Source organism: Streptomyces sp. NPDC002790 (assembly GCF_040295505.1).
In the GTDB taxonomy this organism is placed as follows: Bacteria; Actinomycetota; Actinomycetes; order Streptomycetales; family Streptomycetaceae; genus Streptomyces.
The window spans coordinates 1-12,213 of record NZ_JBEOVM010000081.1; the positions used below are offsets into that span (position 1 = coordinate 1).

Consider the following 12,213-nt stretch of genomic DNA (forward strand, 5'->3'; position numbering starts at 1 on the left):
GCGTGGTGGGTCACGGCATCCAGCCGGCGATGCAGAACGTCTACGAGGGCATCGAGGAGACCCTGAGACACGAACTGGCCCGCGTCACGCTCGCGGACGTACTCCGGGACGTACTCGCGACACCCCGCTAGCCTCTCCGTTGCGCCCTGACATCACCAAGATCCCCATCTGAGCCCGGGTCGGGCCGGGGGCTGGGGCCACCCGCACCCCACCAGTTACAGCAACCCGCGCAACCGTTCGGCCAAAAGGTCCCAGCGCCACTTCTCCTCGACCCATTCGCGGCCCCGCTCGCCCATCCTCCGGCGCAGCTCCGGGTCCTGGAGGAGGGTCACGATGCGGTCCGCGGCCTCCGTTTCCGAGCCGCCGCGGACGACCCAGCCCGTCTCGCCGTCGAGCACCGCGTCCGGCGCCCCGCCGGAATCACCGGAGACGACCGGGAGGCCGGTCGCGGAGGCCTCCAGGTAGACGATCCCGAGGCCCTCCACGTCGAGCCCGCCCCGCCGCGTACGGCACGGCATCGCGAACACGTCCCCCGCCCCGTAGTGCGCGGGCAGCTCCTCCCACGGCACGGATCCCGTGAAGCGCACGGAGTCCGCGACCCCGGTCTCCCGCGCGAGGCGCCGCAGGTCCTTCTCGTACGGCCCGCCGCCCACGATGAGCAGCACCGCGTCCGGCACGGCCGCGAGGATCTTCGGCATGGCGAGGATCAAGGTGTCCTGGCCCTTGCGGGGGACGAGGCGGGAGACGCAGACGACGACCGGGCGGTCCGTCAGGCCGAGCCGCGCCCGCACCACATCGCCACCCGAACCCGGGTGGAACGTCTTCTCGTCGACCCCCGGCGGGAGTTGCTCCATCCGCGAGGCCGCCCCCGGCGTCAGCGCCGCCGCGATCCGCGAGCGCGTGTACTCGCCGAGGTACGTGATCGTGTCCGTGCCCTCGCCGATCCGCCGCAACAGCTGCCGGGACGCGGGGAGTTGGGCCCACCCCGCCTCGTGCCCGTGCGTCGTCGCGACGATCCGCTCCGCACCGGCCCTGCGCAGCGCGGGCGCCATCAGGCCGAGCGGCGCCGCCGCCCCGAACCACACCGACGTACAGCCGTGCGCCCGAAGGAGACCCGCCGCGCGCCGCGTCACGCGCGGGGTCGGCAGCAGCATCGTCGTGTTGTCGCGCACCACGGTGAACGGCTGCTCCGCGTCGAAGGCCGCCGTGGCCTCGACGCCCTCCCGGCCGCGCTTCCACGTCGAGGCGTAGACGACGAGCCGCTCCGGGTCCAGGCGCAGCGCCATGTTGTGCAGGAACGCCTGGATCCCGCCGGGGCGCGGCGGGAAGTCGTTGGTCACGAGCAGGGTCTTCGGTGTCTGGCGCATCACCGCCGACAGTACCGAACGCTTCCGGCGGGCACCGCCGCGCCGCGGGGGTCCATGGCCAGGCCACAGGGCTTCCCGGCATCATGTCTCGAATGAAGTCGCGAACGCCCGCCGGGCTCCTGGTCACCTGGGTACTGACCCGGGCGCTGCTCCTGCTGTGCGTCTTCAAGGTGATCGTGGTCCCGGGCCCCGATGTCACCAGCGACGTCCACGTGATCTACCAGGGCTGGTTCGACGTGCTGCGCAGCGGAACGTTCCCTCTGGACGACGTGACGTGGCAGTACCCGCCGGCCGCCGCGATGGCGATCCTCTCCCCCGCCCTGCTGCCCTTCCTGGAGTACGCCGCCGCGTTCTTCCTGCTCGCGTTCCTGGCGGACGCCGTCGTCCTGCTGACGCTCCTCTACGCCTCCGAACGGCGGGGCGCCTCGCGGCGCGGTACCTGGGTGTGGGTCGTCGGTCTGCCGCTGCTCGGCCATACCGTCTACGCGCGCTACGACGTGATGGTGACGGCCGTCGCGATCGCGGCGCTGCTCGCGGCGGCCCGGCACCCGAGGGCCGCGGGCGTCTTCGCGGCGATCGGCGCGATGATCAAGGTGTGGCCCGCGCTGCTGCTGCTCGGCACGCGGCGCGGCCGGGCCACCCGGCAGACGTGGGGCACGGCGGTCCTGACGGCCGCGGGGCTGCTCGTCGCCTTCACGGTCGCGATGCCGGGCGCGCTCGGCTTCCTCGCCTTCCAGAAGGACCGGGGCACGGAGGTGGAGTCCCTCGGCGCCCTCGTCTTCCACGTGGCGCGCCAGTTCGGCTGGAACGGCACGGTGCAGCTGAACTACGGCTCGATGGAGTTCCTCGGCCCGCACGTGGACGTGGTGAGCACGCTGGCGCAGGTGCTCACGGCGCTCGCGTTCGGCTGGCTGGTGCTGTGGCGCTTCAAGGCGCGCGCCTGGCAGTCCGCGACGCTCGCCGACGCGGGCCTGACGGCGGTGCTGCTGTTCACGACGACGAGCCGGGTGATCAGCCCGCAGTACATGGTGTGGCTGGTGGGTGTGGCCGCCGTCTGCCTGCTGTTCCGCGACAGCCGGATGACGCTGCCGGTGTGGCTCGTGCTCGCGGCGACCTTCGTGACGTTCCTGGAGTTCCCGCTGTACTTCGGGAACGTGGTGTCCAGCGACCCGCTCGGCGTCACCCTCCTCTTCGTACGCAACGGCCTGCTGGTCGTGGCTTCCCTCAGCGCCTGCCGCCGCCTGTGGCGCGCCACGGTGACCGAGCCCCGCCGCGCCGCCCCCGGCCCGGCCCCCGCCCAGGCCGCGCACGACGACACGCTCACCGCCCGATAGGAGCCCGCTAGGAGCCCAGCTCCGAGCGCACGTAGTCCCGCCACTGCGCGACGAACTCCTGCTCGTCGATGCCGAGGGCCTGCCGCAGCGCGCCGTCGACGGCCCCGGCGCGCTGTTTGTGGCCGCCGACCGCCGTGTAGAAGGCGTTGAGCTTCGCCTCGCCCCAGCGGTCCTCGATCATCCGGCAGGCCAGCCAGCCGCTCTCGTACGCGCGGGCGAGCCTGGCGGAGTCGCCGGAGAAGCCGAAGTCCTTGTCGTCGGGGAGCCGGGCGGGCGCCGCGCTCTGCTGGACCGCGCGGCGCAGCTCGGGAGCCGCCTGGTCCGGTGTGCGGTCGCTCTCGCGGTAGCCGGCCCAGTCCGCGTACCCCTCGGATAGCCACAGCGGGGTCGCGGCGGACGTCGCGCGGCGGGTGGCGACGTGGGCGGTCTCGTGGGTGAGGACGACCTGCTTGCCGACTTCACCGAGCACGCCGTACGCCTCGGGGTTGAGGATCACCCGGTCCGCGGGCGCCGTCCGGGGACTTCCCACCTCGCCCGTCGTGACGGCCGCGATCCCCTGGTAGCCGGCGGCGGGCGCGCCCAGCAACTCGCCCATCTCGTCGAGGGATTCGGGCACCAGGACGACGACCCGGCGCGCCCAGTCGTCGCCCCACGCCCGCCGCACCGAGGGCACGGCCTCGTCGGCGAGCTTCGCGTACGAGCGCAGTTCGGAGCGTGGTTTGCCGACCCCGAGCACCAGGCTGTGCGCGCCCTTCACCGCGGTCACGGGCCCCTGCTCCCACAGCTGCTCGCCGGCCTTCTTCCCGGGCCGGTCCCCGGTGACGTACCAGCCGTCGTCGCCGTGGCCCAGCGTCAGCCTGCGCTCGGCGACCACGGGCGCCTTGTCGTAGCCGTCGACCCGGTAGCGCAGTTCGGCGGTGGCGGTGGCGCGCGATCCGGCGCGCTCCAGGTGGGTGAGCTTGTACTGCCAGGAGTCGAGCGGGACCTCGGAGAGGTCGTCGAGCAGGCCCGGCTCCGCGCTGCCCGTCGACCGGTACGCGGGCCCGTCCCGGGTGACGACGGCGTGCGCCCGCTGGTCGAGGACCCGCTGCACGGCGGACGCGTCCGCGCCCTTCGGCCCCTCGTCCCCACCGCACCCGGAGAGTGCGGAAAGCCCGACGAGCAGGGCGCCCAGTGCCGCCGCACTCCCCGCCCTGCCCATCGCACGCCGTCGACCAGCCATCTTGTCGATCGTACGGCGAAGTCCCCGGGGAGGCGTCAGACGCGGGTCACGGACGAGACGGGCATCATGCCGACCGGGTCGTAGCGCACCGGGGCGCCCGGGTGCGGCGCGTGGATCACCTGGCCGTTGCCGGCGTAGATGCCGATGTGGTGGGCGTCGGAGCCGTACGCCACGAGGTCGCCGGGCTGCGCCTGGTCCACCGGGACCTGGCGGCCCGCGTACCGCTGCGCCTGCGAGGTGCGCGGCAGGCCGACGCCCGCCTGCCCGTACGACCACTGCATCAGGCCCGAGCAGTCGAAGCCGGAGGGGCCCGTCGCGCCCCAGATGTACGGCTTGCCGAGCGCCGACTTGGCGGCGGCGAGCGCGGCGGCCGCGCGTGCGGAGGAGGCGGCGCCCGCACCGGCCAGGTCGGGGCGGAGCTCGCCGCGCACGGCCCGGTCGTACGCGGCCCGCTCCCCGCCCGGCATCGCGTTGAGCAGCTGCCGCGCCTTGGCCAGCTTCTTCTCCACGGTCCGCTTGTGCTGCCGGACGGCCTTGCGGCTGGCCTCCAGTTCGGCGAGCTCGGTCCGCGCCTCGGCCCTGCGCTGGTCCAGATCGCGCTGGGCGCCCCGCAGTTCGACGAGCTCGCCCGCGTTCCGCGCGCCGATCCGGTCGAGCGTGCCCGCCTTGTCGAGGTAGCCGTCCGGGTCGGAGGAGAGCATCAGGGCGAGCGCGGGGTCCATGCCGCCGGAGCGGTACTGGGCGCCGGCCACCACGCCGAGCGCGCGCCGCATCGCGTTGATCCGCTCCTGCCCGCGGGCCACCTGGTCCTGGGTGTCGGCGAGTTCCTTGCGGAGCTTGTCCGCGCGCTCGTCGGCCCGGTTGAACGCCTCGGTGGCCTTCTCGGCCTGCTCGTACAGGCGGTCCACCGCGGCCTTGCCCGCGGGCCTGTCCTGCGGCGCGGCGCCCGCGGGGGCGGCGCCGAGGGCCGCCGCCGCGGAGGCGGCGGCCACGGTCAGAACAGCCGCGCGCGTACTGCGGTCGAGCCCCGAGTGCCGAGCATGCGAGATACGGCGATGAGAACCCACGGGTTGCCGCTCCCCCTTCCGCTGACGGACCCCCGTGATCGGGGGAATGCGCGCCGACAGTAGTCGGGCGATTACCCCCTGACCAAAGACCGTTCAGGGGCCACACAGCGCGGCACCCCGCCTCTGACGCAGGTCATGGGCGGGGCGCGGGGGTCAGCGCGGGTCTCTGGAATTCGCCCGAACGGGCGCGTTTCCAGGGCACGTTGAGAGGGGTCAGATGCGGCGGGCCGTCTGGTAGGGGCCGACCGTGTCCATCGACTCGTAGCGCACGCTGGCACCGGGGTGCGGGGCATGCAGCACCTGGCCGTTGCCCGCGTACAGGCCCACGTGCTCGGTGTTGTTGAAGAAGACCAGGTCGCCGGGCTTGAGCTGGCTCCTGGCCACCTCGCTGCCCTCTCCGATCTGCGTGTACGTGGTCCGGGTTATGGAGACACCGGCCTGGTTGTACGCCCACTGGGTCAGGCCCGAGCAGTCGTAGGAGTTGGGGCCCGAACCGCCGGAGACGTACGGCTTGCCGATCTGGCTGGCGGCCGCGGACAGGGCGGCGGAGGCGCGGCCCGAGGCGGGCAGCGCGTCACCGAGGTCGACGCGGCTGGCGGAGTCGCGGCTTGCGCGCTGCTGCTCGGCGGCCATCTTGGCGCGCTGCTCGGCGGTCAGCGTGTTGAGCAGCTTGCGGGCCTCCGCGAGCTTGTCCTGGACCTGGTCCTTCTTCTTGCCGAGCTCGGTGCGCGTGTCGGCGAGGTCCTTGAGCTTCTGGGAGGCCTCTGCGCGCTCCTGGGCGAGCGTGCGCTGCTTCTCCTGGACCTTCTTGAGCGACTCGAGCTGCTGGGCGCTGAGCGAGTCCAGCGTCGAGGCCTTGTCGAGGTAGCTGTCCGGGTCGGAGGAGAGGAAGAGCTGGACCGAGGGGTCGATGCCGCCGGAGCGGTACTGCTGTCCCGCGAGCGTGCCGAGGCCGGAGCGCAGCTCGTTCAGGTCGTCCTGCCCGCGGGCGACCTTGTCCTGGAGATCACCGATCTCCGACTCGAGCTTCTTCTGCTTCTCCTTGGCCCCGTTGTAGTGGTCGGTCGCCACACCGGCCTCTTCGTAGAGCTTGTCGACCTTGTCCTTGACTTCGCTCCTGCTGGGCTTGGGTGCTGCACTGGCGGCCTGAGAGGTAAGGGCCACGGCAGCGGCTGCGGTCGCGGTGAGCACGGTCACGCGGGTGCGGCTCGGCTGCTTGGGTCGACGGTGGGACGCCACGAAGGCGAGCTCCTTCTTCCTCCAGCCGCCTACCGATGCGCCGGCGGGCGGTGCCCCTCCACCGTCACCCCTTATAGGTGATCACCCGAGCGGAGGTTCGAGCCGACCTTAGTGACCTCTTCGTGATCAGTTCAAATCCCTCAGAGAAAAAACTCAGTCACTCGCTGCATTCTTTGCACTCAACTCACATGCAGTGATGTCCGCTTGACGCTACGTTGCGTGAAGGTTTCGCCAATTCGGGCATTCGACACGGATGTTGCGCGTGTGACTTAAGTAACTCGGAACCTCTTTTGGGGGAACGTCAGTTGTGCGAGAGCCGTTTAAGGAGCACCACGGAGGCGACGGGGCGCGCCCCCGCCTTCGCGATGCCGTCCGCGACCTCCCGGTCGGTCGACACGACGATGACGGGGCGCCCCGACGGTTCGGCGCGCACGAGCTGGCGGATCAGCTCGTCCGCCGTGACCCCCGGCTTGGAGAACAGCACCCGCACCCCGCGCGGTGGCGCGAGCAGTACGGGCGCGGCGAGTTCGGCCCCGTCGAAGACGCACGTCACCTCCGCGCCCGTCTGGGCCGCGAGCTGCGACAGCGAGCCGAGCAGGCGCAGCCGCTGCTTCTCCAGGGGCATCGTCGGATAGCCGGTCTTCGTGACGTTGTACCCGTCGACGACGAGGTGCGCCTGCGGCAGCGCCAGCAACTGGTCGAGGATCGCCGGGTCGTGCTCGTGCAGGGCGCGGGCCGCGATGTCCTTCGGCGTCATCCGGCCCGGCTCCACGGCGTCCACGGAGTCGGCGGGCCGCGCGGACACCGGCGGCAGCGCGAGCTCCCTGCGCAGCCCCTGGGCCGCGTCCAGGACCGTGTCCAGGAGCAGCCGCACCCGCATGTCCTCGACGCTGCGCCCCTCGCGGGCCGCCCGGCGGGAGGACTCGAGGGCCGACTCGGCCTCGCCGAGCCGCGACTTGAGCCGGCGCGTCTCGCTCTCCGCCGCCGATACCTGGGCCTGCCCCTCGGCGCGCACCACGTCGGTCTCGGCCCTCGCCTTGCGCACGGCGGCCTCGCCGCGCTTCACGTCGCTGAGCGCGGCCCGCAGCTTGCGCTCCACGGAGGCGACCTCGCGCTTGGCGGCGTCGGACTCGGCGCGCAGCCGCTCCGTCTCGGTCTTGGTGTGGGCCCGGGCCTCGGCCAGCTCGGCGCGCAGCCGCTCGAGTTCGGCACGGGTCTCGTCGTCGGCCCGCTCGGCGTCGGCCCGCTCGGCGTCCTCGCCCGCGGCGGCGACGAGCTTCACCCAGCCGACGGGCCGCAGCACATACGCGGCCGCCGCCACATCCAGCGGATCGGCCGCGGGTGGCGGGGATCCCGCCTCCAGGGCGGCCGCCAGCTCGGACTGCGCCTCCCGCAGGCGCTCCCCGATGCGCTGCCGGAACAGCGGGTCGCTCTCCAGGGCCGCGGCCATGGCGTTGCCGGCGAACTTCATCCGCCGGGTCGGGGCGAAGCGGGCATACTGCCGCAACTGGGACGGGAGTTCACCCACCGTCAGACCGCCGAAGCCGTCCGACGCGATCTGCACGACCCGTCGTCGTACCCCCTCGGGCAGCGGGCGGTCGAGCACCTCGGCGGCGCCGCCCTCCCCGGCCTCCCCGCCTGTGCTCTCCACCATCCGTCACCCCAATGTCGCTGTGGAGCCGCTCCTCAGGAGTCGGCGCCCGGCCTGTCCACCAGTTCCACCTGATCCACCGCGTTGCACCACCGGCAGCGCACCGACTCGATGGTCTCACTGACCACCTCGCGCTCCTCCACCTTCGGCTCACCGGCCAGGTCCAGGTGGACGTACTCGACGACCTTCGAGGACCGCGTGACGTCGAACCGCGTCAGGTTGCCGCACAGGGTGCAGCGCCAGCGGGTGGTGGCGGTCGGCAGGGGAACCGTCATCGAGTGGTGCCTTCTTCCGGATGCATACGGATTGCGTGGTGCTGCTTTATTGCCCGTAACCCTACGGCCTGCCGTACGCCGCCCGCTCCCCGCCTTGCGTCATGCTCTGTCCATGATCGGCAATGGGCGCTCCGCGATCGACAGGCTGACCGCATTCCTCAGAGGTCACCCGGCTCCGGTCACGTACAGCATCATCGCGGTCTGCTGTGTGGTCTTCGTGCTGTCCCCCGCCTCGGGCCTGAACCCCGGCTACGGCACCGGCGACCAGCTGCTCGCCGCGCAGAGTGCCTACTTCGAGCGCTGGGGCGTGGTCCCCGGCGAGCTGTTCGACGGTTCGGCGCGGGCCCTGCTCACCCCTCTCACGGCCCTGTTCGTGCACGGCAGCTGGCTGCACCTGCTGGGCAACATGCTCTTCCTCTACGTGTTCGGGGCCATGGTCGAGGAACGCATGGGCCGCCTCTCGTACGCCCTGTTCTACGGGGTCAGCGGCTATCTGGCGCTGCTCGGGTACACGGTCGCGCACGCCGATTCCGACCAGAGCCTGGTCGGCGCGTCGGGGGCGATCTCGGCGGTCCTCGGCGCGTTCCTCTACCTGTTCCCCGGGGCCCGCGTGACGAGCCTCTTCCCCTTTCTCCTCTTCCTGCCGCTGCGGTTCCCTGCATGGGTGGTGCTGCCGTTCTGGGTGGCACTGCAGTGGGTGGCAGCGGGGCAGGTCAGCCAGGGGCCGGGAGTGGCGTATCTGGCGCACCTGGTCGGGTTCTCCGTCGGGTTCCTGTGGGCGTGGGTGCGGTATCGGGGGCGGGCTACAGTTGAGCCGACCCATGCCACGGCCACCGAGGGAGACAGCCAGCCGTGATCACCGCGATCGTGCTCATCAAGACCAGCGTGGACCGGATCCCCGAGATCGCCGAGTCGATCGCGGCCCTGGACAGTGTCAGCGAGGTCTTCTCCGTGACCGGCACCTACGACCTGATCGCCATGGTCCGCGTCGCCCGGCACGACGACCTGGCGGATGTCATCCCCGGGAAGATCAGCAAGATCCAGGGCGTCGAGGGCACGGACACGCACGTCGCGTTCCGTACGTACTCGCAGCACGACCTGGAGGCGGCGTTCGCCATCGGCCTGGACTCCTGAGCGCACACAGCACGCACGACGAAGGCCGCCCCGAGGGGCGGCCTTTCTCATGTCGTCAGTGCCGTACGGCGGGTCAGACCGCCGGGACGCAACGCCCGTCCTCAGTGCGGTAGTTCCACTTCGCGCCGTCCCGCACGAGCTCCGTCACGGCGGTCACGAAGCGCTCCACGTGCTCGTCGGGCGTCCCGGCGCCGAAGCTGACGCGGATGGCGTTGAGGGACTTCTCGCCCGGCGCGGCCTCCGGGGCGCCGCACTCGCCCTGCTGCTGCGGGTCGGAGCCGAGCAGCGTGCGCACCAGCGGGTGGGCGCAGAACAGGCCGTCGCGCACACCGATCCCGTACTCGGCGGAGAGCGCGGCGGCGAAGTGCGAGGAGTTCCAGCCGTCCACGACGAACGAGAGGACGCCCACGCGCGGCGCGTCGTCCCCGAACAGGGACAGCACCTTCACCTCGGGCACGGCCGCGAGCCCCTCCTGGACCTTGCGGATCAGGTACTGCTCGCGGGCGACGAGGTTGTCGAACCCGGCCTCGGTCAGCGCCTTGCAGGCGGAGGCGATGGAGTACACGCCGATGACGTTCGGCGAACCGGCCTCGTGACGGGCGGCGGTGGCGTGCCACTCGACGTCCACGCCGCCGTCGGCGCGCCGCGCGACCTTCTTGGACGCGCCACCGCCCGCGAGGTACGGCTCGGCCTCCGTCAGCCAGTCGGAGCGGCCCGCGAGCACGCCCGAACCGAAGGGCGCGTACAGCTTGTGCCCGGAGAAGGCGACCCAGTCGACATCCAACTCCCGTACGGATACGGGGTGGTGGGGCGCGAGCTGCGCGGCGTCGAGCACGATGCGGGCACCGTGCGCGTGAGCCGCCGCCGCGAGCTCGCGCACCGGCCAGAGCTCACCGGTGACGTTCGAGGCACCGGTGACGCAGACGAGCGCCGAACCAATGGGGCCTCCCCTGCTCGAACGAAGTTGAGAGCTTGGGGAAGGATCACGGTCGGCGAGGGCCCGCTCCAGAGTGGCGACGGCCTCGCCGGGCGTACGAGGGGCGTTGAGGTACGTGACCCGCGCGTCGCGCCACGGCAGCAGCGAGGCGTGGTGCTCGGTCTCGAAGACGAACACCTCACAGTCGGCGGGCAGCGCGGCGGCGAGCAGGTTCAGCGAGTCGGTGGTCGAGCGGGTGAAGACGACCTGGTCGTCCTCGCGGCAGCCGAGGAACTCGGCGACGGCGACCCGGGAGTTCTCGAACAGGTCGGTGGACAGCTGCGACAGGTACCCGGCGCCGCGGTGCACGCTCCCGTAGTACGGCGCGTAGGCGGCGACGTCGTCCCACACCCGCTGCAGGGCGGGCGCGCTGGCCGCGTAGTCGAGTGCGGCGTACGTGACTTCGCCACCGGTGACGAGCGGCACGGTGACGTCCCGGCCGAGGACCGCGAGCGGGGCCGCGGTCTCGGCAGGGGTCTCGGTGCAGGCGGCGGCGTCGACGGAAACAGACATGGGTGAACTCCCTGGCGCGATCAGCGAATTGACCATGCGGGAGCGCTGTACGACAGAGCTCGACCGCAGGGAAAGAAGAGTGAAACGGGTGGGCGGAGGCGGGGCCGGAACGCCCTATCGCATTCGCTTGCTCACGAGACTGCTCCCTTGAGGACCAGGACCCCAGGGTTGTTCGCAGGGGTCCGCGCTTGCCATGGACCTTGCTGTCCACGGCCTGGTCTTCACCCGGGGCACCCCGCCACGGACGGAGGGTTGCCGGACAGCGAGCCGGGGCTTAATCGCTGTCACTCATGACCTGCGCAGCATCTTGCCACACGATCCTGCCGGTGCCCACCGCAGTCCGGATGCCGGACCGCGGTGGGCGCCACACTCACCTGTTGCTGGCCGCCACCCACCGCTCCAGGGCGGACTTCGCCGCGCCGGAGTCGATCGATTCGGCGGCCCGGTCCATGCCGGCCCGGATCTGCTCGACGAGCGTGCCCCCGCCGGGCCGCACGGCCACCAGGGCCGCCGCCGCGTTCAGCAGCACCGCGTCGCGCACGGGCCCCCGCTCGCCGTCGAGGAGGCGCCGGGCGACCTCCGCGTTGTACGAGGGGTCGCCGCCGCGCAGCGCCTCGATGGGCACGGTGTCGATGCCGACGTCGCGCGGGTCGAAGGACTCCTCGCGCACGGCGCCGTCCCGGACCATCCACACGCGCGAGGTCCCGGTGGTGGTCAGCTCGTCGAGCCCGTCGTCGCCGCGGAACACCAGGGACGAGTTGCCGCGCTCGGCGAAGACCCCGGCCACGATCGGCGCCATCCGGGCATCGGCGACGCCGACGGCCTGCGCCTTCACCTTGGCCGGGTTGGTCAGCGGGCCCAGCAGGTTGAAGACCGTGCGGATGCCGAGCTGGCCGCGCGCGGCGCCCGCGTAGCGCAGCGCGGGGTGGAACTTTATGGCGAAGCAGAACGTGATGCCGGCTTCCTCCGCGACCTCGGGCACCCGCTTCGGCGCCAGGTCGAGATTGACGCCCAGCTTCTCCAGTACGTCGGAGGAGCCGGAGGCCGAGGAGGCGGCACGGTTGCCGTGCTTGACGACCTTGGCGCCGGCGCCCGCGATGACGATCGCCGCCATGGTGGAGATGTTGACCGTCTTCGCGCCGTCCCCGCCGGTGCCGACGATGTCGACGGTCTCGCCGGGCACGTCGATCACGTTGGCGTGCTCGTACATGCCGCGTACGAGACCGGAGATCTCCTGCACGGTCTCGCCCTTGGCGCGCAGCGCCACCGCGAACCCGGCGATCTGCGCGTCGGTGGCCTCGCCCCGCATGATCCGGTCCATCGCCCAGGCGGTGTCGTCGGCGCTCTGGTCGCGGCCCTCCAGCAGGCCGTTCAGGACGGCGGGCCAGGAACGGTCCGCCGAGGTGTTGCCTCCAGCGGGGTTCAAAGCGCTCAT

11 protein-coding genes, 1 pseudogene and 1 riboswitch are annotated in these 12,213 nt (G+C 72.0%); of the genes and pseudogenes, 4 read left to right on the forward strand and 8 right to left on the reverse strand.

Annotation, left to right across the window (positions count from 1 at the left end; translation table 11 throughout):
• A pseudogene (locus ABT004_RS27045) lies at positions 1-131 on the forward strand (Rrf2 family transcriptional regulator); the annotation flags it as partial.
• Between the two features lie 84 nt (positions 132-215).
• On the opposite strand, the gene ABT004_RS27050 reads toward ABT004_RS27045, so the two are convergent.
• Positions 216-1,367: a glycosyltransferase family 4 protein gene (locus tag ABT004_RS27050; RefSeq protein WP_351341870.1), complete on the reverse strand. Its 1,152-nt coding sequence runs from the start codon at positions 1,365-1,367 to the stop codon at positions 216-218.
• A gap of 92 nt (positions 1,368-1,459) precedes the next feature.
• Here ABT004_RS27050 and ABT004_RS27055 point away from each other — a divergent pair, with 92 nt between their 5' ends.
• Positions 1,460-2,701 carry a glycosyltransferase 87 family protein gene (locus ABT004_RS27055; RefSeq protein ID WP_351341872.1) on the forward strand — a complete coding sequence of 414 codons (1,242 nt, stop codon included), beginning with the start codon at positions 1,460-1,462 and terminating at the stop codon, positions 2,699-2,701.
• A 7-nt stretch (positions 2,702-2,708) separates the two neighbouring features.
• Here the strand turns inward: ABT004_RS27055 and ABT004_RS27060 are convergent, their stop codons facing one another.
• From ABT004_RS27060 to ABT004_RS27080, 5 genes are all read right to left on the reverse strand, one after another.
• A complete protein-coding gene (locus ABT004_RS27060; RefSeq protein WP_351341874.1) occupies positions 2,709-3,923 on the reverse strand; it encodes a hypothetical protein in 1,215 nt (404 codons plus the stop codon).
• A 35-nt stretch (positions 3,924-3,958) separates the two neighbouring features.
• Entirely contained in the window at positions 3,959-4,990 is a 1,032-nt protein-coding gene (locus ABT004_RS27065) for a C40 family peptidase (RefSeq protein WP_351341876.1), read from the reverse strand.
• Between the two features lie 213 nt (positions 4,991-5,203).
• Complete coding sequence (locus tag ABT004_RS27070; RefSeq protein ID WP_351341878.1) at positions 5,204-6,229, reverse strand: C40 family peptidase; 1,026 nt, start codon at positions 6,227-6,229, stop codon at positions 5,204-5,206.
• A 301-nt stretch (positions 6,230-6,530) separates the two neighbouring features.
• Positions 6,531-7,883, reverse strand: coding sequence for an NYN domain-containing protein (locus ABT004_RS27075; protein WP_351341880.1), 1,353 nt, complete (start codon positions 7,881-7,883; stop codon positions 6,531-6,533).
• Positions 7,884-7,915: 32 nt separating this feature from the next.
• Positions 7,916-8,155: a hypothetical protein gene (locus ABT004_RS27080; protein ID WP_009309707.1), complete on the reverse strand. Its 240-nt coding sequence runs from the start codon at positions 8,153-8,155 to the stop codon at positions 7,916-7,918.
• A gap of 112 nt (positions 8,156-8,267) precedes the next feature.
• Between ABT004_RS27080 and ABT004_RS27085 the strand changes: the two genes are divergently transcribed.
• Entirely contained in the window at positions 8,268-9,011 is a 744-nt protein-coding gene (locus ABT004_RS27085) for a rhomboid family intramembrane serine protease (protein WP_351341882.1), read from the forward strand.
• Positions 9,008-9,289, forward strand: coding sequence for an Lrp/AsnC family transcriptional regulator (locus ABT004_RS27090; RefSeq protein WP_351341884.1), 282 nt, complete (start codon positions 9,008-9,010; stop codon positions 9,287-9,289). The genes ABT004_RS27085 and ABT004_RS27090 overlap by 4 nt, the downstream gene beginning before the upstream one ends.
• 73 nt (positions 9,290-9,362) lie before the next feature.
• Here the strand turns inward: ABT004_RS27090 and ABT004_RS27095 are convergent, their stop codons facing one another.
• Complete coding sequence (locus tag ABT004_RS27095; protein WP_351341886.1) at positions 9,363-10,778, reverse strand: aminotransferase class V-fold PLP-dependent enzyme; 1,416 nt, start codon at positions 10,776-10,778, stop codon at positions 9,363-9,365.
• Between the two features lie 179 nt (positions 10,779-10,957).
• Positions 10,958-11,074, reverse strand: a riboswitch (SAM riboswitch).
• Positions 11,075-11,148: 74 nt separating this feature from the next.
• The gene (trpD, locus tag ABT004_RS27100) at positions 11,149-12,213 is read right to left on the reverse strand and encodes an anthranilate phosphoribosyltransferase (RefSeq protein ID WP_351341888.1); all 1,065 of its coding nucleotides are present in this window, start codon (positions 12,211-12,213) and stop codon (positions 11,149-11,151) included.